This window comes from Vibrio sp. 1249-1 (assembly GCF_033340495.1).
The window spans coordinates 81,496-102,599 of sequence record NZ_JAWOWJ010000004.1; the positions used below are offsets into that span (position 1 = coordinate 81,496).

Consider the following 21,104-nt stretch of genomic DNA (forward strand, 5'->3'; position numbering starts at 1 on the left):
GTCCGGAAGCCTTTTGTTTTAGGAAGCAAGACTATATCTACAGCTTCTCTAACAGCTCAGGCATTACCACAAACAAATCGCCGACCAATCCATAATCAGCAATGTCAAAAATAGGCGCATCAGGATCGCTATTAATTGCAACAATCACCTTGGAATCTTTCATTCCCGCCAAATGCTGGATCGCGCCAGAAATTCCGACGGCAATGTATAACTCCGGTGCAACAATTTTGCCGGTTTGCCCGACTTGATGGTCATTAGACACATAGCCCGCATCGACCGCCGCTCGTGACGCCCCTACCGCTCCACCTAGCTTGTCAGCCAATTGTTCTACTATAACAAACTTCTCTTTACTCCCGAATGCACGACCACCCGACACCACTACTCTAGCCGCTGGCAATTCTGGTCGCTCACTTTCTGGCGTTTGTTGCGAAACAAACTCACTAAGTTTATTGATAATCACCGTGTCGACTTGAGTAAGCTTAGGGACAACTGGCGTGTCAGATAGCTCTGCGGCATCAAAAGCCGTACTTCTTATGGTCATCACTTTATAGGGATCATTCGACGTGACTCTCGCCAATGCATTTCCAGCATAAATTGGACGAATCACCGTATCGATAGACTCGATTGTCATCACGTCAGAAAGTTGACCAACATTAAGCAACGCCGCCACACGAGGCATCACATTCTTACCAAATGTACTAGCAGGAGAAAGAATGTGTGAGTAGTTTTTGGCTACTTGTGAGATCAAAGGTGCGATATTTTCCGCTAATCCATGTTCATATCCCTTCGCATCAACCCAGATAATTTCTGCAACACCTTGAACACAATTCAACTCATCCAAAACTGATTGGCACTGATAACCAATAAGCAACACAGAAACAGGAAGCGATTTATCATCACCCTTAATCTCAAATGCCGCTTTAATTGCACACAGCGTCCCTACAGCCAACGATTGGTTGTCATGCTCTGCGAGCACAAGTGTTGCTAGTGGTCGGTCTTCCATGGTCATGCCTCATATAACACGTCAGATCCATTACTTGAGCTTAGTCCACTTCACGTTAACGTCAACTGAGCTATAGTTTTCTGTATAGAAACCAAAAACCTGTCACGCAGATGACGATAATAGAAAGGAAGCATAAAGATGGAACGAGAATGCATGGAGTTTGATGTCGTGATCGTGGGGGCCGGACCTGCAGGCTTAAGCGCCGCTTGTCGGCTAGCTCAATTCAACCAAGACAGTGAAGGTGACGCTCTTTCAATTTGCGTTGTAGAAAAAGGCTCAGAAGTGGGCGCACATATTCTATCTGGCGCTGTTTTTGAAACTAGTGCCTTAGATGAGCTTTTCCCCAATTGGAAAGAAATGGACGCCCCGCTAGCAGCCTCGGTTCAACGAGATGATTTCCTTTATCTTACTACTGAACAAAACCATATTCGCGTTCCCCACTTCCTTAAACCGCGTCCAATGATAAATGGCGAGAATAATTACGTAATTAGCCTTGCCAACCTTTGCCGTTGGCTCGCTAACCAAGCAGAAAATCTTGGGGTGGAAGTTTTTCCGGGCTTTGCCGCTGCAAGCATCAATTATGATCAGACTGGCGCAGTGACAGGCATTAACACGAGCGATATGGGACTAGATAAGAACGGCCAGGCCAAACCTAACTTTGAACCAGGTATCGAGCTAAGGGCAAAATACACCCTTTTTGCTGAAGGTTGTCGCGGACATCTGGGTAAAGAACTTATTCAAAGGTTCGACCTAGATGCAGGAAAGCAACCACAGCACTACGCGCTTGGCCTAAAAGAGATATGGGAGTTACCCACTGACAGTAAGGATGTATCTGGCAGTGTTATCCACTCCGCTGGCTGGCCCTTGAGTGAAACAAATACCACAGGCGGCGGTTTTCTCTATCACATGGAGAACAACCAAATCGCCGTGGGGCTTATTGTCGACTTGAATTACAGCAATCCTTACTTGAGTCCATTTGACGAATTTCAACGCTTTAAACACCATCCTGCTATTGAGCCACATTTGAAAGGTGCTCAGCGCATCGCTTACGGCGCAAGAGCCATTGCGAAAGGTGGACTTTCCTCTCTGCCGAGACAGCAATTCCCTGGCGGTTTATTGATTGGTTGTGATGCGGGGACTTTGAACGTTGCTAAAATTAAAGGCAGCCACACAGCAATGAAATCCGGAATCATTGCAGCAGAAGCGGTACATACGGCCCGACAAACTGGAGCTTCTGAGCCAGACTACCAGTCGTTGTTCGAATCATCATGGTTGTATGACGAACTCGCTGAAACGCGTAACTTTGGTGCGAACATTCATAAGTTTGGCAGCATACTGGGCGGTGCTCTTTCGACTTTTGAACACAACCTGTGGCAACCACTGGTTAAGAGGCCGTTACCTTGGTCTATCAAGGACTATTCGCACGATCATGAGCAGTTAAAACCTAAACAAGAGTGCCACCCAATTGCATACCCAAAACCAGATGGTGAAATCAGTTTTGATAAGCCTTCGTCGGTATTTTTGTCGGGAACACAGCACGAAGAGAATCAACCTTGTCACCTTGTTCTGACTTACCCTCACATTCCAATTGATGTGAATTTAGGCATGTATGACGAACCAAGTCAGCGCTATTGCCCCGCAGGGGTTTACGAAGTGGTGGAAGTGAACAATAAGTTGAAGTTTCAGATAAATGCCGCCAACTGTGTGCATTGCAAAACCTGTGACATCAAAGATCCTTCGCAAAACATCACGTGGAAAGCACCAGAAGGTGGCGGCGGACCAAGCTATCAAAACATGTAGATACGTTAGTATGTTGACGATCTAACAAATGGATAAACAAACCGATTGGCAGAGCCTCATTACTCCTGCCAATCGACAAAATGATCAAGCAAGAAGTCGATAGCCAATCGCGCTCGTAGTGGTAGAAAGTGACGATTCTGATAAACAATCCAGCTGCTGTTGCCGCTTCCCCAATACGGCTCTAGTATTGGCACCAAACGACCAGACGAAATAGCATCGTTGAAACTACTCTTCGGTAAGTACGCCACACCTAATCCTTCTGCACAGGCTTGCAAGACCGTGTGTGCGTTATTGCTCTTCCATCTGCCCTGCACTTTTACGCCATCTAAAGGCTTGCCGTCTTTTTCAAACAACCAAACGTCCTTATTGGCAATAATGCAGCTATGACGCTTGAGTTGCTCTGGGTGCGTTGGTAAACCATGTTCATCGAGATAACGCTGACTGGCTGCCGCTGCCATGGGACGATCCACCAGCTTTCTCGCAACCAAGCCTGAATCACTCAACCTGCCGTAACGAATGGCAAAATCGAAACCATCTTCAATAAAGTTGACCATGCTGGTGTTGAAGTTAATTTCAACCGTGAGATTAGGATGTTGCTTGGCAAACGCCATCAAGGCAGGCGCTACATGGTTCTCAGAAAACGCACCAGCGGCACTCACACGTAACGTACCACTCAATTGAGTTTGCTGCGTGGTGAGTTGCTCATTGGCTTGCTGAAGCCCAATCACCAACTCTTTACACTGTTGATAATACGCTTGCCCCGCTTCCGTTAGACTCACCATTCTTGTCGAACGTGCTAACAAAGCGACACCTAATCGCTCTTCTAACCTTGTGACTTGACGACTGACATGACTGGTACTGCAACCTAACTGTTTTGCCGCTGCAGAAAACCCTAAGCTCTCAGCAACCGTAACAAACTCATTGATACCTTCAAAACTGTCCATACTTACCTTTGCTATATAGCAATAATGTTTTGCCAATTAATCGTATTATCACTTATTTGTTTAGCAATTAGTATGAAGGTGTTCAACAAATACACGTAAGCCAAAAAGGAAACCATCATGAAGAAAGTACTCATCATTGTGACGAACCATGCGACCCTTGGTGAAACTGACCAAGCAAACGGAACTTACGCGCCAGAGCTCACTCATGCCCTTAGCGAACTACTGGGTGCAGGCTTCGATTACGACATTGCCTCTATCAAAGGCGGGCAAGCACCACTGTACGGAACCGACATCGAAGGTGACGCAATAAACGAGAAAATCTTGGCGGATGATGATTTCCAGAACCGCATCAACAACACGATTCCAGTGTCACAAATCAACGGTGACAACTATGATGCGATCTTCTATCCGGGTGGTTTTGGTCTTCTTTCAGACCTAGCGAGCAACGAAGATTTTGCCAAGATTTCTGCAAAACACTATGAAGATGGCGGTATTGTGGCAGCAGTTTGTCATGGTCCGGGCGCTCTTCTACCTATCACGCTTAGCAATGGCGAAAAGCTACTTTCGTCTAAATCAGTAACAGGCTTCACTCGTGAAGAAGAGATCGACTTCGGCACCATCAACGATATCCCATTCCTATTGGAAGAATCTCTTGCACGCAGCGCAGCGCGCTACTCTAAAGTGCAACCATGGCAAGAGTTTGTAATTGTGGATGATCGTGTCATCACAGGTCAAAACCCAACGAGCGCACACGGCGTAGGCAGAGCGATTGTTGAACACCTAGCTTAAACGCGCCGGAAACTACAACTATCCTAGAAGAGGAAAGCGTGCTTTGTCATGCTTTCCCTTGCTACAGGCGATCGCAAGATGCGCTTATACTTCTTCCCCTGCCTCGTCCTCTTCTACGATATCCGTTTCTTGGCTCGCCTCTTCCAACCATTGCTGTAAAGATTCACTTGCTAGCACCTTCTGTTGGTAAGCTTTGGCACCTTCCGATAACTCGATACCGTAAGTTTGGAAACGCAATGCCACAGGTGCATACATAGCATCAGCTATCGACCATTCTCCAAATAGCCAACCGTTGGGATACAGTTTGGCTTGCTCAGCCCAAATGGCATCAATACGCGCAATATCCTTACGCGCACCATCCGTTAGATCGACTTTTCTGCGTGCGCGGATGTTCATTGGGAGTTCGCTTCTTAAGTTAAAGAAACCCGAATGCATTTCTGATGCGATGGCGCGTGCTTTAGCCCGTTCTGCAGACTTACTTGGCCATGCTTTGCCTTGTAAGTATTGCTCGTTAACGTATTCCAAAATCGCTAATGAATCCCACACTGTTGCGTCACCATCCACTAAGGTAGGGACTTTCGCGGTTGGTGTAATATCTTCCAAGGTCTTATAAAAATCTTCTGTGAATAATTTGAGCTTGGTGACTTTCACATCCAGTTTGAATTGAGAAAAGATCAGCCATGCGCGAAGTGACCAGCTTGAGTAGTTTTGATTAGCAATAAACAGTTTCATGACGCCTCCATGCGGTTCGTGTTTTGAGTACCCATTCACAATATCTGATTGTATTTAAGGGGACTAACGGATAGTTTTGATGGAACACTTCAACAAAAACGATGGATGAGTTTTAGATATGGATATCGATGCGTTGCGCAGCTTTCTTGCTTTTGTCGAAACGGGCAGTTTCACTCGTGCAGCCAAGCAGATCAATCGCACCCAATCCGCGTTCAGTGCTCAAATGCGTAAGCTAGAAGACGAACTCAGCGTCAGTTTGTTTGAAAAAGAAGGTCGCAACCTAGTATTGAGTGAAGCGGGACTGGCACTGCGCTCTCACGCCGAACTATTGGTTAACTTGCACAATCAAGCACTGAAACAAGTGAAGCGCTATGAAAACAAGCGCCCTCTTCGCTTAGGTTGCCCCGAGGATTACAACGACAATATCCTGCCTAAAGTCATCCGCGTATTACAGCAATCTGAGCCCACATGTTCAATTCAAGTCTTCAGTGAGCCAAGCATCACCTTGAGAGAAAAACTTGATGAAGGAAAGCTAGACGCCGCTATTGTGACAAGAGCACCGGACAGTGAGGAAGGTTACTGGCTAGCAAGCGACAAAGGCGTGTGGATTGCTCATCCTGATTTTGACATTGAGAACGCCCAACCTCTCCCTCTCGCCCTATTCCAAACCGACTGTAAATACCATGCGGCAGCAGTAGACGGATTAACCAAACGTGGCACTCCTTATCAACTACTGGCATGTTGCAATACGGCTTCTGCACAACGAGCAATTGTACGTTCAGGCATGGCTATCGGTGCGATGGGCAGTATTAGCGTTAGCGAGGATCTTAAGATCTTAGGCGATATGCCATCGCTGCCTTCCGTGGATATCGTTTTGGTCACGGGCGTCGAGCCTCATCCGATACTGGATAAAGAATGCTTGGCGCAATTGGTTGAGTTAATGGCTTAACCGGATTAGCTAACCAATCACAAAGTTAAATTCGCCCGTTAAGCGCCCGTCGATTCGTATAGTCTCAAACTGTAGATAATCACGGGCTTTGCCACCCCACCATTCATCACCAGTATTGCCTTTTAAGTACAACTGAGTGGTCAGAAGCTCTTGGTTATCCCGCCACAACTTAACGTGAATGTGCGGCGGACGAGAGGCGTAAGGCACAGGATACAAAGTCTGGAATAAGTAGCGACCATCCAATTGAGTTTCGACTGCGCCAAAGCCTGCAAAATGAGCATCAAACTTATCATTATTTGGCTGCTTAGGATGATCGTAAATCCCCTGCCCATCGCATTGCCAGATTTCTACTTTGATGCCTGAAACTGGGTTTCCAGATGTATCTACGACTTTGCCTTGCAGCACAATAGGTTCACCAAGCAAGCCCTCCGATTGCAGAATCAAGTTTTGACGAAGAGGAATGTCCACCACTGGATAAAATGGCCCTTCTGTTTGTGCTGGCGTTGGCCGCATTGGTGTTTTCGCTTTTAAAGAGGGTGCGAGCAACAATGTCCACAGCGCTAAAAAGTGTCTTCTTTCCATGATGCCACCAATGTAATTGCGTTGCATTAAGTTTGGTGGAACTTGAGGGTTTTGCCATGACGAATATAAAAAATGCCCCTGCAAGAGAGTCATTTGCAGAGGCACTGTGGAACTAAATTGAGTGTTGATTGAAGGTTTATGCAGCTTCGAACGCCAATGCTTTCTTCTCTACCTGACGGAAAATGAGAGTTAGCACACCATTTACCGTTAAATAAAATGCACCTGCAATACCAAATACCGTCAACGTATCGTAAGTTTGTGCATTAATGCGCTGCGCGTAGCCCATCAAATCCATGATCGTAATCGTGCTTGCTAGTGACGTGCCTTTGAAGACCAAAATCACTTCGTTCGAGTAAGCCGGAACAGCACGACGAATGGCGTATGGCAGCAGCACTTTAAGTGTTGCGGTTTTGTTCATACCTAATGCAAGACACGCTTGCCATTGACCAGAAGGAATCGCGTTAAACGCTCCTTTGAACAGCTGAGTACTGTACGCCGCGGTATTCAACGCTAACGCCAACATCGCACAGAACCAAGGTTGGCTTAACCATGTCCAGAATACACTTTCTCTTACGGCATCAAACTGACCCGGACCGTAGTACACCAAGAAGATCTGTACCAATAAAGGTGTACCAGTGAACAAGGTAATGATGCCACGACTTACCCAATGCAAACCCGGAGTACGTAGGATCAGAGTCAGCGTCATCATCAGAGCTAAAAGACAGCCCACAACCAAGGAAGCGGCGGTCAATTGAAGGCTAGTGCCTAAGCCATCCAGCATTTGCCAAACGTGTTGTTCGTTCATGCAGTTGCCTCCTGTCCCATGCTCATGCCTTGAATTGAGAACTTCTTATCAATCAGTTTGACGGCACGTTGTGTAATCAAAGTAATGCCTAGGTAAATCGCCGCAGCGGTTGCGTACCATGTAAACGCTTCATGGGTCGCTGCAGATGTTAGCTGCGCTTGTTTCAACAAATCCGTCACGCCGATCAGTGATACAAGTGCGGTGTCTTTCAGCAGAACCAACCATTGGTTAGTTAAACCTGGTAGTGCGTGTCTTACTGCTTGTGGCAAAACAATGCGAACGAAAGCGTGTGCTTGACTGATGCCAAGTGCACTTGCTGCTTCTCTCTGCCCTCTTCCAACGGCTTTTAATGCGCCACGTAGAGTTTGAGAAGCATAAGAAGCGAAGATCAATGACAACGCCACCACGCCAGACAAGAACGGGCTAACTTCAATAAAGTCGCCGGTGATTAAAAACAGAACCTGCGTCGAACCAAAATAGATGAACAACACGACAAGGATTTCTGGCAAGCCACGTACAATCGTTACAAACGCCGTCATTGGCCATTTAACGAAAACGCGACGAGACATTTCACCACTGGCGAATACCACTGCCAGAATCAAACCGACTAATAGGCTTGTGAAGGCTAACTGGACGGTCATCCAACTAGCTTGAACAAGCGATAAAGAGTAACCCGTTAGTGCCATATTACTTACCGAAGTACTTGTTGTAGATTACGTCGTATTCGCCGTTCGCTTTCACGGTTTTCAGTGCCGTGTTCAGCTTGTTCACTAGCTCGTCGTTACCTTTGTTTACTGCGATACCGAAACCGTTACCGAAGTATTTAGGGTTAGTGATGTGCTCACCCACGTAAGCTAGGTTGTCTTCTTTCTTGAACCATTCTGCTACGACTGCTGTGTCACCGAATACAGAATCAATACGGCCATTTTTCATATCGATGAACGCGTCTTGGTAGCTTGAGTAAGGAACCGCGGTTACGCCCGGCATTTGCTCAATCAGGTAGCTTTGGTGTGTTGAACCGTTTTGAACACCAACACGCTTACCTTCTAGTGCTTTTTGATCAGCCACTTTTTCTTTGATAGAAACAAACGCTGCTGAGTTGTCATAGTATGCATTCGTGAAATTCACTTGCTCCAAACGCGCCTCAGTAATGTCCATTGCAGAGATTGCCGCATCGTAGCGCTTGAATTTTAATGCTGGGATCAGGCTGTCAAAAGATTGGTTGTGGAAGGTGCATTTTGCTTCGATTTCTTTACATAGTGCATTCGCCAGATCCACATCAAAACCTTGGATTTGGTTGTTTTCATCCATGTATTCGAACGGTGCGTACGTCGCTTCCATCGCGAATTTGATCTCTTCTTGTGCTGCTGCGTTTGCTGCCATAGTTGCAGAAGAAAGGCCGATTAGTGAAGCTAGTAGAATCTTTTTCATTGCAATACTCCGTGTGTACTTAGTGGGCTGACACTCGCAATGACAGCCGAGCTTATCTGTTAAATAGACTGAACTTTAAAAACGTAATTTAGTGATTTAAGTAGTCAGCAAACTGGGCGGTTTGCGGGTTAGAAAACGAATCATTTGTGCCGTGCTCAACGATGTGTCCTTTTTCTAAATACAGTACGTGACTAGCGATTTTCTTGGCGAAATCCACTTCGTGCGTCACAACTACTTGTGTAATTCCGGTTTCGCTTAAATTTTTAATAATCTTAACGACTTGGTTAGTAATTTCCGGATCAAGCGCAGCGGTCGGTTCATCAAAAAGCAAGACTTCCGGTTTCATCATCAATGCACGAGCAATCGCCACACGTTGTTGCTGACCACCAGAAAGTTGCATCGGCCATGCATCCGCTTTGTCTGCCAAATGCAGCGTCGCAAGAATTTGCATTGCCTGCTTCTTCGCTTCTTCTTTATCCATGCCAGCGACTTTTACCGGAGCCTCAATCAGGTTCTCCATCACTGTCATGTGTGGCCATAGGTTGTACTGCTGGAACACCATGCCTACTTTACGACGAAGCGCTAAACCTTGTTTCTCTTTGATTTCAGTAGAGAAATCAAAAACATCATTTGCGATGTTTAGCTTGCCGTTATCCGCACCTTCAAGAAGGTTAAGAACACGTAGTAGAGAGCTCTTCCCTGCACCACTTGGACCAAGTAACACCAGTGTTTCGCCGCTTTCACACTTAAAGCTGACATCGTGAAGCACTTGTGTCTCACCGTAGGATTTATTGATTCCGCTTACCTGAATAGTCATGCTGACATACCGCATTAATTGTCACTTAGCATTTATATTACTCAAAAGGATTTTTTATGCAATAAAAATGTATAAAAATTAATTTTGTTAAATTTTTGTATGATAAGCAATCAATACAACAGAGAATATGACTGGTTTAATCAGTTGGTTTTAACTGAAATTGTTGATGAAAATCCAACAATATGATGGCAATCGAAATAAGGTTAAAATTCTGGTTACTTTTGTGCTTGTGTAGACGGAATTTTGAGTCTTTGAGCGTACTACACCCGACGCAGACCTTCTCATTTTTGCCGGGCTCCCCTCGATTTCCGGTAAAGCCTTCTATCGGCGGGTTCCTGATTAGGACTTTGTGAATGGACTATAATTTCTCTTTGTATTCTGGCCCTTAATTCGAGTCATCTAAGTATGAGTGAGATAACCCCATGTTGAAGTCGCATTGTTTTTCTCTCATTGCACTTGCTTCTCTGAGCTTACTTTCTGTACCCAACGTTTGGAGTAGAACAGCAATCGTATTACCTGGGTTGCATGAACAGGGTATTGATCTTCAAGATAAGCCTATCTCTGCTGCCGCTGCACTTGAATGGGAGTTGGATAATGCCGATATCGTGTTTGGAGCTTACGAAAATAAGAGTGATAACGAGCGTGTAAAAGCGCTTGGTTACATGTACAACCAAAAGCTGGAACTTAACTCAGGTTGGCTGGAAAACGATATACGTAACCAAGCAAAACTGAATGGAGTTGACTACGAAGATTTCTTTCTCCACTTTTCTGAAGACACTATCCTAGCTGAAGTCGACTCAAGCCATGGTGAGAATACTCTACTCAATCGAAAACCGATGATCGTTGGCTATACCGCCAGCGCTAACCACGCCGGTTTTTGGCTATATCAACCACCGCCATGGGATGCTGATGTATTTGGTCAGGCGAATAATGGTGGAGCCCTCTATGTCTATCACTCAGAGAAGTTCGACCGCTTAGCCTTTACGTTCTCTCAGTTTGCTCAAGGCGGCAGCTTCACGATTGAATACCCTTCTGCCATCGACTCGTTTGGTCAGGTAACTGAATGGAAACGCTTCGCGATTAAAAAAGACAAAACTGAGAACATGACTAAAAACCAAACGGTCAACTGGTCTGTCCCTTCGGATTGGGTTCGCGCTACAACGCATGATGGTAGCGGAAAAACTTATGGTGGCGGTCAGAACTTTGGCTCCACCTTTTTACGCGACGGCGGCCGCCTTTACGTTGCGAAAATTACTTGGCATGACGACAACATAGAAAACCGCCCACGTCTCGAAAACATTCAACTCAAAGATAGCTTCCCTGCCGTCAATATCTCAGGAGCACCAACGGAGACACCTGAAGGTCAAACCATTCAACGCTGGCGTAAAATTCGTGGCTTCGACAAATCTGCAGATCGAAACCAAGACAATTATCTTTCTTGGCATGAATACAAAAACCGTTCGAATAAGAATGCAACCGCACGATTTCGTTGGGAGTCACGCGTTATTCCATTTGGTCGTATGTGGAATCAAACCTCTTCTTGGGCATTGACCAATCTCGGCAATCCCTTTTTTGCCAATACAATGCGCCACTCTTACCAAGCTGAATGGGCGAAACAAGGTTTAAATGGTGCGTACAACGACGATACGAATAAGTTACTCGGTGCAAATCAGTTCTACATATATTCCGGAGGCACAGTGGATGAACTTGGTTTGGTGGCGGGTAGCCAAGCTGCTGACGATGCTTACAAAGCGCAATTCTCGGCGTTCTTGAATAAACTGGCAACGCTGGATGAAGATGCGTTAATTGGCCTCAACATAGGTACGGCAAACTTATTCGGTCGTAATGGGCAAAACCACTTGGTTAACGCTGGCTCCTTGTACTTGCGCGAGCACTACCTTTTCCCTGCTACCGGCTTTAGTGGCTATGCTGGCTTGGCTAAGTTTTGGGATAACTCTGCACTCGCCAAAGCGGGTCAGAAAGTGATTTATCAAGCGACCACGCGTTATGGTCGAGTTCAATACTTTGGTAACACAGAAAACAATTGGAAACAGGACCAATACTCTGCACTAGCGGTGTTCTACTTAAACTATCACCCTGAGCGCATTTACTTTAATCAGTGGAACAATGGCTACTTATATGGAAGTAATAACACAACAAGTGACAACTTCTGGAAGGCAGGCGTACCAAAGAATATTGCTTATCAACCTAGCGCCTTGCTTGCCATCGATTTAGGTATGCCAACCAATCAAATCCCAGATGGGTATCAGGCGACTCCGCTAATGATGTCCACCAGCACGCCCTATTCCGCCGATTACACGGTGATTGGAGATGCTTCTATGAGCAAAGTGGCTCATCCTGACTTGCCTAATGGCGCTATCGATTTGTTACCAACCCATACGTACTTTGCGTATCACTCAGACGATACGGTAGTGATGCATGGCCCTACAGAGATGGTGTTAGCCCGCGAATTCACCAAAGGCCAAGTTCTGTATCGAACTGATTTCTTTGGCAAGAATATCGATTATTTCTCCTCACCGAAGATAACTATCGCACTTCCAGAACCTATGCGACCTGTAGATCAAGACGGTAACATCGGCGACTATGTTTCTCACATTGAGATCGGCGGCTACGAAGGGGTGTTCTTGCTGTATTAACTCCCTTTCAACCACTCTGACTAAACGCTTCATAAATCGCCGTTTTTATGCTTAACGTCACTGAAAAAACCTTGTTCACTGAATCTTTATAAACCGATGTATATACTGAAGTAAATGACAACGACAAGGAAATTCAGTCACATGAAGACGACACCTTCAATGCTCTCTGTTATGCTGCTCTCAGCATTATCAACTCATGCAAATGCGGATGAATGTGGAAAAATAACCATCGCGGATATGAATTGGAATTCGGCCAGCTTAATGGCGCACATCGACCAATTTGTCTTAAATGAAGGCTACCAGTGCGATGCGGAATTGATCCCTGGTGATAGCGTTCCTACGGGCACCTCTATGATTGAAAAGGGGCAGCCTGACGTTGCGCCAGAGTTATGGACAAACGGCATTAAAGAAGCACTTGATAAAGGAATTGCGGATAAACGCTTGCGCATCGCTAGTGAATCGCTTGTCAATGGTGGTGAAGAAGGGTTTTGGGTTCCCGCCTATCTGGTAAAACAGTATCCAGAACTCGCGACGATAGAAGGCGTCATCAAGCACGCCAAACTATTTGAACACCCAGAAGATGATGACAAGTTCGCGTTTTATAGCTGCCCTGCTGGTTGGACATGCCAAATCACCTCCGGTCACTTGTTTAATGCATTAGGGTTAAGTGAGCACGGCTTTGAGATGGTTGACCCAGGCTCTGGCGCTGCACTAGCTGGTACCATCGCCAAAGCCTATGATCGCAAAATGCCTTGGTTTGGTTACTACTGGTCACCAACACCCGTATTGGGCAAGTATGATATGGTCAAAGTGGATTTTGGTAGCGGAACGGATCTGGAAGAGTATCGCAACTGTACCACCCAGCCTGATTGTACTTCTCCCAAAGTAACAATGTACCCACCTTCTCCAGTTCGCACAGTAACAACTGAGGCATTTGCGAACAAAGAACCCCAAGCATTCGCGTACTTGCAGAAACGCGGATTTACCAACGAGCAAATGAGTGAAATGCTGGCCTGGATGGAAGATAACTACGCGGACGGTGAAGAAGCGATGTTTTACTTCTTTAATACCTACCCTGACTTGTGGAAAGGCTGGGTATCTGAAGACGTCGCGGTGAGAATCGAAAAAGCGCTTTGATGATTAATACTTCGAGTGCCACAAATCATTTAACCTCCCATACCGTTTGAATAAACGGCATGGGAGGCTAATCAACGACTCGTTAATACATGGTGTGACCATTCAATGTTTCTTTGGGTATCTCTTGCAGAGCGTCCCAATGTTCAACGATCTTCCCATTGTGATCAAAACGAAAGAAATCCATCGTCACGTATTCAATATCATTAGGCCATGTTTGGTGAGTGTGTAGTGCCACCAAATTCCCTTCAGCAATGGCTCGCACAAACGTAATATCTTTATCGGGATACTCATTTTGCATCCGCTCAAAATACTCGATAAAAGCCTCGGGGCCATTTCCAACTAATGGATTGTGCTGGATGTACTCATCACCTACGTAGTCTTCAACTGCCTTTCTTGGGTTACCTCTATAGGCGGTTTCGTAAAACGCAATGGCATTTCTTTTATTCTCTTGCAGATCCATTTTTCTTACCTGTGTTGCTCCATCTTGCGGATAACGGTAATCATAGTCTTTGAACTTCAGAAGTGACTGAACATCGCGCACAAAAAAGGCCGCTAAACAGCAGCCTTCATCACTTCTACTTGGAATCATCGCCTTTCATAGCTTAAACCACACCACCAGCACCGAGCATAGAACGCTCACTGTTCTCCACCAGCAACGCGGTTGCGGTTTGTTTCAGTGTTTCCCATTCTTGGTCTTCGACAAAGATACCATTTTGCCAAGAAGCTTGTTGCGTACGGCTTAACTCATCGCCTTCAATGTGGGTGGTATACCCTTGTGCACTTTTCTCGATATCGAAATCGTTCACGGAGAGCTCGATAACCATACTATGCAAATCCGTATCATGCCCATCAAACTGATCCGAGAAAAAGACTTCTGGTGCGATTCGTCCGCGGTTTAACACATAAAGCGTTCGCTTGGGACTAGAGCCATTGACCCATTGTGCGCGACACGCGATGCCTTTTGCAGAGAGCTTCAACAACTCACTAAAACCTAGCCAACGGTTATGGCACTGCGTCAACGTGATAGTAATCGACTTACGGTTAATCATTTTCTCAAGTGCGAAATCCAACACAGCGGGTAAATGACACGCTACACTCCCGTTGTGCAGTTCTACCTCTATGTTTGACGGCGTACTGTTGGTCACCGATACGGCGCAGTCTGAATCTAACCCAAGAAACAGACTGGCGTTATTAAAATGACGAACTCCATGTAAGCCAACCATTTGCAAGTCCGCCACCATGTTCGCAATGACATCCGCCTCACCACAGTGACGGCGCATGCCAAGAAATGCCTTATTAACCGCGGCCACCAATTCGTTGTGAGAGACGATCATAATGCAAATCCTCCACTGATTTTTTGATTATCACTTTGCGCAATTTCGTCACGTGGCGGCATGCTAGGGAAAATCCATGTGTCTGCCAGTTTAGGGTCGTGAATTTCATCTAACAACGGCGCACCTTGGAAGAAAGTTACTCGAACCCAACGATCCGAGCGCGGATCAAACTTAGTCGCACCAAAGATCGCCAATTTACAGCGCAGTAAGTGCATTGGTAACGCATCTTTACGCAGCACGTTCATTTGAATATCCCCCATCGCACGGTTGCCTAGCGTCCATACGCGACGTGTGATCGAACGATAAGTCGGATTTTGCAACAGAAACTCTGCTACGGACATTTCTTCATCACAACCAAGCAAAGCGTGGTACAAGCGATTCACTTGTCTGCCGATATCAAGCGGCAGCTCTTTTTCTTCTCCTGCTTCCTCGCCACGAACACCAAGCCTTGGCTCTTCTTTGTCTTGTGAACGATACCAGAACCAATAATTGTTCTCGGCCAGTGAGTAATCCGCATCAATCGCCCAGCGGTATTTGTTTTGCAACACTTCCAGTAAGTCTTGGATCTTTTTCCCGCCCGGAATAGATAACGTTTCATCCGTATTCATTTGGCTAGCAAATTCATCCACTAAAGATGGGTAGAGTTCGATCAAGCAAGAGGTGAGGATTTCTTGGGCTTCCACACTCATTGTTTTCTTATGCTCGACCAAACTCGCCCAGTTCGGATGTAATGCCATTAACGTTGTTAGCTCCGATAGCAGTTGTTTGATGTCTGATATCGCTTGATGATTGAGCCTGTATTGATGTTCATTGATGGTGATGACTTGCTCTAAATGACGCTGTGCTTTTTGTAGTAATCCTTGCAAAGGAGCATGGAATGAAGCTTCACATGGCATCGCAAAGACTCGCGCTACCGCACGTTCGCGAGAGGTCATCCATTGGTCAACGATGCACGGGTGATTAATCAAGTATGGAGCCATGCCTAAGCCAGTCGCATTGCCGACACCAAGGTAGCGCTGCAAGCCACGATGCAAAGCCACCGCGTTGTCGCCACCTTGTTGAAGTGCCAGATAGTGCACCCAATCTAGGCTGAATTCGCGCAACATATATACGGCACACATTTGCGCACTAAAAGACTGGCTGAAATCTGAGTTGTTCTCTAACAGTTTGAAATCGGCGATACCAAACTTTCCGTTACCATAAACAGCTGTGGTACGCAGGATATAACCCACTTCCGCTAACTCTTTCGGCTCAGGCTGCTCGCCTTGAGAAAGCGCGCTAACAATGTGCTCAAACACGCGCACACTTTTGTTTGCGCGAGCAAGAACAAGTACGTTGTTTGGATTACGTCCCGCTTCTTGCAGCGGTACATTTTCTCGCAATCTTTCCAACAAAGTAACATCAACATCGCCTTGAACCAGTGCAAATGTGACGTCCCACTTTTCAGCAATTACGCGATCATTACGCTCGTCGTCGGCAATTTCATCACAGAATACCACCAAATGATAAACGTGCTCTGGCGTGGTCAATTTGTAAATCACATGACCATAACCACGAGGACAAAGCTGCCACTCATGCTTGGTTACTTGCCAGTTTTGGCTTGCCATATTACGAATCAGACTGCGAACAAAGCTGATTCGGTTTTGGTGCATTGCGCCAAGCCTTTCGGCTGCCATGACAATCGCTGCATCGCGCATAGTTGCTTCCGTATAAGTAGAACGATGTGCATCCATTTTGCTCACCACCTATTTGTTATTGTAAGAATACTAGGGTTTGTGCGGATGCAGGAGGAAAACACCCGCACAAGCTCCACGTTGTTTGAATTGGATAATTGTTATAGCCCTTGCTCTTTCGCCATTTTGATTGCAATTTGTGGCGCATTCCAAAGTGACGGTAACAGAATCAACGAAACCGGAACCGCGGTAATAACAATGAAAGATTGCAGAGCAGAGATGCCGCCAGAGCCAAGGGAAATTAGGATCAATGCCGTCACACCCATCATTACTCCCCAGAAGGTACGGATGATCGCATTCGGCTCCGTTTCACCACTGATCACGACACTGATTGTGTAGGTCATTGAGTCGCCCGTCGTGACGATGAAGATCGTGGTTAAAATCAGAAATAGAATTGAAGTCAGCATTGGCATTGGTAGTTGCTGAGTCACTGCAAGCAAAGCACCTGGCAAGTTAAAGCCCTCAAACGCCGCACTCACGCTACCCGGTTCAGTAATTTCAAACGCTAGGCCAGAGCCGCCTACAATCGTGAACCAAAAACAGGTGGTTAACGGAGCCACAATACTGATGGTGGAAATAACTTGGCGAATAGTTCGACCACGGGAAATACGCGCAATAAAGATTGCCATCATCGGACCATAACCCAGGAACCAGCCCCAGAAAAATACTGTCCACCAACTTAGCCAACCTTCGTCACCGCGATAAGTCGCCATTGGGATAAAGTTATCCAACATGCTTCCTACACCTTGAATGTATCCGTTAAAGATAAAATTCGTCGGACCAAAAAACAGGATGTAAACCATCAATGCCATTGCCAGAATCACGTTGTAACGACTAAGCAGTTGCATGCCTCGGCTTAATCCACTGAGTGCTGACAAGGTGTAAAGCGCAATCGCAAACAAGATGATGATAAGCTGAGTGGTAAAGCCATCAGGGATATCAAACAACGCATTTAACGCGTAGCTAACCTGCAAGCCTAGAAACCCAATTGGCCCGATGGTGCCTGCGGCTACCGCGATAATGCAGCACGCGTCAATCAATGCACCGAGTTGGCCTTTAAGTGCTCGTTCGCCCAAGACTGGGTAAAGCAAAATACGGGGTTTTAGCGGTAAACCTTTGTCGTAATGTAGGTGCATCACCACGATGGAAGTTAAGCTACCTACAATCGCCCAAGCTAGAAAGCCCCAGTGCATAAAGGATTGCGACAACGCATTCACCGCACCTTGCTGCGGGTTATCTTGCGCGCCGTACAAAGGAGGTGGGCTAACATAATGCGCGATAGGCTCAGCCGCGGCCCAGAAAACACCACCACCAGCCAATAAGGTACAGAAAATAATCGCCATCCAGCGGAAAGAATCCATTTCTGGTTTTGCAATCCCGCCCAACATCACCTTGCCTGTTCGCCCTGCAGCCAAGCCAAGACCAATAAGAAAAGTGAGAAGCAGCAGTAACTGCCAGTATGGACCAAATACCTGAACTGCCCAGCCAAAGCCAGCGTTAACGATCGTAGATAACAGCTCGCCGTCATAAAGTGCAATAGCAACGAACAACGCGATGAAACCACCGCTATACCAAAAGGCCGGGTTATTCAGTCCTAATTTGTCCGTCGTGTTTTCTGTTGTTGATGTGTTGTGTTTTGCTTTTGACTTGCCCGATGACACGCTCATCGTGGAAGCTTTCATGCTATTGGTTAAATCAGACATACTCTGGCTCCAGAGGTTCTTTGCAGCAGCCAAAGACTGGCTACAAATGTGAGTTTTACGCCTGCCGTATTGTTATTATGTGGACAGGCGGTTCCTACTTTGGGGAATGCTATGAAATAGGCTCTAATCCTTCTTTAAGGAAGTTGAACCAGTTTTCACCCAATATTTTTCCAGCCTCAGATTCACTGAATCCGTGACCCATTAATCCGTTGTAGATGTTCTCCATCCCTGCGCTGCCGCAGAACCATGGCAGCGCATCTGGCCATCCCGAGTTACTTGCTGAACCTTCGCCGTAATCCATCGCTTTTGACCAACGCCCGTTGCGCATCCACTCCAACACTTGTTGCGGCTGATTTAGGCACAAATCGCTACCGATACCTAAATGGTCAACGCCAAACATGTCTGCGGTTTTCGCAACCATCTGGCAGAAATCATCCAGCGTGCACTGGCTGCCATTTGGCAAATGGAACGGATATAAACTGAATCCAATCAAACCACCGCGCTCCGTTAGTGCTTTGATCACGGTGTTAGACTTGTTGCGCAGTGCGTCATGCGCAAATGTCGGGTTAGCATGGCTGATACAAATTGGACGCGAAGAGAGCTCGATAGCTTCCAACGTCGAACGCTCCGCGCTGTGGGACATATCAATGATCATCCCGACTCGGTTCATCTCTTCAATCGCTTGCTTACCAAAGCGAGTTACGCCGGAATCGTTTGGTTCGTAACAACCTGTCGCCAGTAAGCTTTGGTTGTTGTAGGTCAGTTGCATGATCAGCAGACCTTGGCGGCGCATCACTTCAATCAGACCAATTTCATCATCGATAGGTGAGCAATTTTGCGCGCCGAAGAAGATGCCGACTTTGCCTTCTGCTTTGGCTTTTTCTACATCTGCCATTGAATAAATAGGCATGATGAGGTCCGCATTTTGCTCGAAGCGCAAGTTCCACTCAGCAAAACGCGTTAAGGTTTCGCGCGCAGTTTCGTGGTAGACGATGGTGGCATGAACGGCAGTAATGCCACTCGCCTTAAGCGTTTGGAAATACTCTCGATCCCAATTGCAGTACTGCAATCCGTCAATCACAATCCGTTGTTGGTACATAACCACTCCTTAAACAATTTCTTAGCCTTTCAGTGCGGGTAACTGACACCATCAGCTACCCTGCTGTTCTTAGTAAGGGCGCTGATAAGCGGTTTTCACCACGGTGTAGAACTCTTTGGCGTACTGCCCTTGCTCACGAGGGCCAAAGCTAGATTCTTTACGGCCACCAAATGGGACATGATAATCTGTACCCGCAGTTGGCAAGTTAACCATGACGCAGCCCGTTTGGACTTGCTGTTTGAAGATCGCGCTATTGCGCAGACTTTGCGTGATAATGCCGCCTGTCAGGCCAAAGCGCGTATCGTTCGCGACTGCAATCGCCTCATCCAAATCAGAAACGCGAATCACGCTTGCCATTGGTGCAAAGACTTCTTCTTGGTTCACTTCCCAGCTGTTTTGTGTGTTCAAGAACAGGGTTGGTGACATATAGTAACCGTCATGCTCTAGGCTCAGACGCTCACCACCGAAAGCCAGCTCCGCGCCTGCTTGGCGTGCATTTTCAATCCACTCAAAGTTCGCATTCAGCTGGTTACCATCAACAACAGGACCCATGAATACGCCCTCTTCCAGTGCGTGACCCACTTTTAATTCGCTCATGCGTTTGATTAGCGCTTCAACATACGCGTCGTGAATTCCGTCCATAACCACAAGACGAGAAGACGCGGTGCACTTTTGACCTGCACCCGAGAATGAGCCTGCGATTGTCGCTTCAACGGCAATTTGAATGTCTGCATCATCTGCCACTACGAGCGCATTTTTGCTACCCATCTCTAGCTGACAACGCACAAAATTTGGTGCCGTTGCCGCTGCAACTTTACGGCCTGTGTCCACAGAACCAGTGAAGCTCACGCCGTTCACATCCTTCGAATTGATAAGGGTATTACCGACTTGCGAACCGCTACCCAAAACGAGGTTAAACGTGCCGGCAGGTAAACCTTGGCGATGGATAATCTCTGTCAGCGCAACGGCACTTGCTGGGGTTAGGTTGGCAGGCTTCCAGACGACGCTGTTACCAAACGCAAGTGCTGGCGCGATTTTCCAAGCCGCTGTTGCTGTTGGAAAGTTCCAAGGAGAGATAATGGCGATAACGCCGACGGCTTCACGAGTAACTTCAACGGAGACACCTGGACGGACGGAAGCAGCGTTATCGCCAATTTGACGCAGAACCTCAGCAGCAAAGTATTGGAAGAATTGGCCAGCACGGTATATCTCACCTCGACCTTCAGCAAATGGCTTACCTTCTTCACGCGAAAGTAAGGTGCCCAATTCGTCACATCGTGCAATGAGCTCATCACCAATCGCTTGTAGCACTGCTTGCTTGCGCTCGATTGGTGTTTTTTCCCACTCTGGCTGCGCTGATTTAGCCGCTTGAATCGCTTGCTCTACTTGCGACACACTCGCTTGTGCGAAATCGCCAATGTTTTCGCTGATATCAGAAGGGTTAATATTGGCGATGGTGTCCATGCCCGATTGCCACTCACCCGCTATATAGAGGGATTTTTCTGCTTGAACATTGTTAATAAAAGTCATGGTTCTTTCCTTGTTCTTCCGATTTGTGATGGCAAGCCACCCACTCACTGATCTCTAAT

Annotated in this window: 19 protein-coding genes; 5 read left to right on the forward strand and 14 right to left on the reverse strand. The window is 46.6% G+C overall.

The window, feature by feature from the left end; all coding sequences use genetic code 11:
* Positions 1-37 precede the first annotated feature (37 nt).
* Positions 38-1,003 carry an electron transfer flavoprotein subunit alpha/FixB family protein gene (locus R7Z50_RS09335; protein WP_318116827.1) on the reverse strand — a complete coding sequence of 322 codons (966 nt, stop codon included), beginning with the start codon at positions 1,001-1,003 and terminating at the stop codon, positions 38-40.
* A gap of 138 nt (positions 1,004-1,141) precedes the next feature.
* On the opposite strand from R7Z50_RS09335, the gene R7Z50_RS09340 reads away from it, so the two are divergent.
* Complete coding sequence (locus R7Z50_RS09340) at positions 1,142-2,803, forward strand: electron transfer flavoprotein-ubiquinone oxidoreductase (RefSeq protein WP_318149037.1); 1,662 nt, start codon at positions 1,142-1,144, stop codon at positions 2,801-2,803.
* Between the two features lie 59 nt (positions 2,804-2,862).
* Here R7Z50_RS09340 and R7Z50_RS09345 read toward each other — a convergent pair whose 3' ends face one another.
* The gene (locus R7Z50_RS09345; protein ID WP_042521059.1) at positions 2,863-3,747 is read right to left on the reverse strand and encodes a LysR family transcriptional regulator; all 885 of its coding nucleotides are present in this window, start codon (positions 3,745-3,747) and stop codon (positions 2,863-2,865) included.
* Positions 3,748-3,864: 117 nt separating this feature from the next.
* Here R7Z50_RS09345 and R7Z50_RS09350 point away from each other — a divergent pair, with 117 nt between their 5' ends.
* Complete coding sequence (locus R7Z50_RS09350) at positions 3,865-4,536, forward strand: type 1 glutamine amidotransferase domain-containing protein (protein ID WP_318149038.1); 672 nt, start codon at positions 3,865-3,867, stop codon at positions 4,534-4,536.
* A gap of 84 nt (positions 4,537-4,620) precedes the next feature.
* On the opposite strand, the gene R7Z50_RS09355 is transcribed toward R7Z50_RS09350, so the two are convergent.
* Positions 4,621-5,268 carry a glutathione S-transferase family protein gene (locus R7Z50_RS09355; protein WP_132936388.1) on the reverse strand — a complete coding sequence of 216 codons (648 nt, stop codon included), beginning with the start codon at positions 5,266-5,268 and terminating at the stop codon, positions 4,621-4,623.
* Positions 5,269-5,386: 118 nt separating this feature from the next.
* On the opposite strand from R7Z50_RS09355, the gene R7Z50_RS09360 reads away from it, so the two are divergent.
* Positions 5,387-6,217 carry a LysR family transcriptional regulator gene (locus R7Z50_RS09360; protein WP_318149039.1) on the forward strand — a complete coding sequence of 277 codons (831 nt, stop codon included), beginning with the start codon at positions 5,387-5,389 and terminating at the stop codon, positions 6,215-6,217.
* Between the two features lie 9 nt (positions 6,218-6,226).
* On the opposite strand, the gene R7Z50_RS09365 is transcribed toward R7Z50_RS09360, so the two are convergent.
* The 5 genes from R7Z50_RS09365 to artP all read right to left on the reverse strand — a co-directional run bounded on the left by R7Z50_RS09365 (position 6,227) and on the right by artP (position 9,852).
* Complete coding sequence (locus R7Z50_RS09365) at positions 6,227-6,799, reverse strand: protocatechuate 3,4-dioxygenase (protein WP_213905235.1); 573 nt, start codon at positions 6,797-6,799, stop codon at positions 6,227-6,229.
* Positions 6,800-6,935: 136 nt separating this feature from the next.
* The gene (gene artM / locus R7Z50_RS09370) at positions 6,936-7,604 is read right to left on the reverse strand and encodes an arginine ABC transporter permease ArtM (RefSeq protein ID WP_318149040.1); all 669 of its coding nucleotides are present in this window, start codon (positions 7,602-7,604) and stop codon (positions 6,936-6,938) included.
* Positions 7,601-8,290, reverse strand: coding sequence for an arginine ABC transporter permease ArtQ (gene artQ / locus R7Z50_RS09375; protein ID WP_005388570.1), 690 nt, complete (start codon positions 8,288-8,290; stop codon positions 7,601-7,603). The genes artM and artQ overlap by 4 nt, the downstream gene beginning before the upstream one ends.
* A gap of 1 nt (position 8,291) precedes the next feature.
* Positions 8,292-9,035: an arginine ABC transporter substrate-binding protein gene (locus tag R7Z50_RS09380; RefSeq protein ID WP_047100941.1), complete on the reverse strand. Its 744-nt coding sequence runs from the start codon at positions 9,033-9,035 to the stop codon at positions 8,292-8,294.
* An 88-nt stretch (positions 9,036-9,123) separates the two neighbouring features.
* Positions 9,124-9,852 carry an arginine ABC transporter ATP-binding protein ArtP gene (gene artP, locus R7Z50_RS09385; RefSeq protein ID WP_086013014.1) on the reverse strand — a complete coding sequence of 243 codons (729 nt, stop codon included), beginning with the start codon at positions 9,850-9,852 and terminating at the stop codon, positions 9,124-9,126.
* A 422-nt stretch (positions 9,853-10,274) separates the two neighbouring features.
* Between artP and R7Z50_RS09390 the strand changes: the two genes are divergently transcribed.
* Positions 10,275-12,509, forward strand: coding sequence for a hypothetical protein (locus R7Z50_RS09390; RefSeq protein WP_269665031.1), 2,235 nt, complete (start codon positions 10,275-10,277; stop codon positions 12,507-12,509).
* A gap of 141 nt (positions 12,510-12,650) precedes the next feature.
* The gene (locus R7Z50_RS09395) at positions 12,651-13,646 is read left to right on the forward strand and encodes an ABC transporter substrate-binding protein (RefSeq protein WP_017821206.1); all 996 of its coding nucleotides are present in this window, start codon (positions 12,651-12,653) and stop codon (positions 13,644-13,646) included.
* An 82-nt stretch (positions 13,647-13,728) separates the two neighbouring features.
* Here R7Z50_RS09395 and R7Z50_RS09400 read toward each other — a convergent pair whose 3' ends face one another.
* The 6 genes from R7Z50_RS09400 to R7Z50_RS09425 form a co-directional block, all read right to left on the reverse strand.
* Positions 13,729-14,106 (reverse strand): nuclear transport factor 2 family protein, encoded by a 378-nt coding sequence (locus R7Z50_RS09400; RefSeq protein WP_031777276.1) that lies wholly within the window; start codon positions 14,104-14,106, stop codon positions 13,729-13,731.
* A 142-nt stretch (positions 14,107-14,248) separates the two neighbouring features.
* Complete coding sequence (locus tag R7Z50_RS09405; protein WP_053307776.1) at positions 14,249-14,980, reverse strand: DUF3726 domain-containing protein; 732 nt, start codon at positions 14,978-14,980, stop codon at positions 14,249-14,251.
* Positions 14,977-16,713: a hypothetical protein gene (locus tag R7Z50_RS09410; RefSeq protein WP_054574347.1), complete on the reverse strand. Its 1,737-nt coding sequence runs from the start codon at positions 16,711-16,713 to the stop codon at positions 14,977-14,979. Before R7Z50_RS09410 ends, R7Z50_RS09405 begins: the two co-directional genes overlap by 4 nt.
* Positions 16,714-16,814: 101 nt before the next feature.
* Complete coding sequence (locus R7Z50_RS09415) at positions 16,815-18,416, reverse strand: BCCT family transporter (protein ID WP_206969255.1); 1,602 nt, start codon at positions 18,414-18,416, stop codon at positions 16,815-16,817.
* A 109-nt stretch (positions 18,417-18,525) separates the two neighbouring features.
* Positions 18,526-19,515: a membrane dipeptidase gene (locus R7Z50_RS09420; protein ID WP_130545570.1), complete on the reverse strand. Its 990-nt coding sequence runs from the start codon at positions 19,513-19,515 to the stop codon at positions 18,526-18,528.
* A gap of 69 nt (positions 19,516-19,584) precedes the next feature.
* Complete coding sequence (locus R7Z50_RS09425; RefSeq protein ID WP_053349978.1) at positions 19,585-21,045, reverse strand: aldehyde dehydrogenase family protein; 1,461 nt, start codon at positions 21,043-21,045, stop codon at positions 19,585-19,587.
* Between the last annotated feature and the right edge of the window lie 59 nt (positions 21,046-21,104).

Excerpts from the sequence above, each read along its gene's own strand:
- R7Z50_RS09365 (WP_213905235.1), bottom strand. The coding sequence starts at position 6,799 with ATGGAAAGAAGACACTTTTTAGCGCTGTGGACATTGTTGCTCGCACCC.
- R7Z50_RS09410 (WP_054574347.1), bottom strand. The coding sequence starts at position 16,713 with ATGGATGCACATCGTTCTACTTATACGGAAGCAACTATGCGCGATGCA.
- R7Z50_RS09400 (WP_031777276.1), bottom strand. The coding sequence starts at position 14,106 with ATGGATCTGCAAGAGAATAAAAGAAATGCCATTGCGTTTTACGAAACC.
- R7Z50_RS09395 (WP_017821206.1), top strand. The coding sequence starts at position 12,651 with ATGAAGACGACACCTTCAATGCTCTCTGTTATGCTGCTCTCAGCATTA.
- artM (WP_318149040.1), bottom strand. The coding sequence starts at position 7,604 with ATGAACGAACAACACGTTTGGCAAATGCTGGATGGCTTAGGCACTAGC.
- R7Z50_RS09405 (WP_053307776.1), bottom strand. The coding sequence starts at position 14,980 with ATGATCGTCTCTCACAACGAATTGGTGGCCGCGGTTAATAAGGCATTT.
- R7Z50_RS09415 (WP_206969255.1), bottom strand. The coding sequence starts at position 18,416 with ATGTCTGATTTAACCAATAGCATGAAAGCTTCCACGATGAGCGTGTCA.
- R7Z50_RS09420 (WP_130545570.1), bottom strand. The coding sequence starts at position 19,515 with ATGTACCAACAACGGATTGTGATTGACGGATTGCAGTACTGCAATTGG.
- artQ (WP_005388570.1), bottom strand. The coding sequence starts at position 8,290 with ATGGCACTAACGGGTTACTCTTTATCGCTTGTTCAAGCTAGTTGGATG.
- R7Z50_RS09360 (WP_318149039.1), top strand. The coding sequence starts at position 5,387 with ATGGATATCGATGCGTTGCGCAGCTTTCTTGCTTTTGTCGAAACGGGC.
- artP (WP_086013014.1), bottom strand. The coding sequence starts at position 9,852 with ATGACTATTCAGGTAAGCGGAATCAATAAATCCTACGGTGAGACACAA.
- R7Z50_RS09390 (WP_269665031.1), top strand. The coding sequence starts at position 10,275 with ATGTTGAAGTCGCATTGTTTTTCTCTCATTGCACTTGCTTCTCTGAGC.
- R7Z50_RS09340 (WP_318149037.1), top strand. The coding sequence starts at position 1,142 with ATGGAACGAGAATGCATGGAGTTTGATGTCGTGATCGTGGGGGCCGGA.
- R7Z50_RS09335 (WP_318116827.1), bottom strand. The coding sequence starts at position 1,003 with ATGGAAGACCGACCACTAGCAACACTTGTGCTCGCAGAGCATGACAAC.
- R7Z50_RS09425 (WP_053349978.1), bottom strand. The coding sequence starts at position 21,045 with ATGACTTTTATTAACAATGTTCAAGCAGAAAAATCCCTCTATATAGCG.
- R7Z50_RS09355 (WP_132936388.1), bottom strand. The coding sequence starts at position 5,268 with ATGAAACTGTTTATTGCTAATCAAAACTACTCAAGCTGGTCACTTCGC.
- R7Z50_RS09380 (WP_047100941.1), bottom strand. The coding sequence starts at position 9,035 with ATGAAAAAGATTCTACTAGCTTCACTAATCGGCCTTTCTTCTGCAACT.
- R7Z50_RS09345 (WP_042521059.1), bottom strand. The coding sequence starts at position 3,747 with ATGGACAGTTTTGAAGGTATCAATGAGTTTGTTACGGTTGCTGAGAGC.
- R7Z50_RS09350 (WP_318149038.1), top strand. The coding sequence starts at position 3,865 with ATGAAGAAAGTACTCATCATTGTGACGAACCATGCGACCCTTGGTGAA.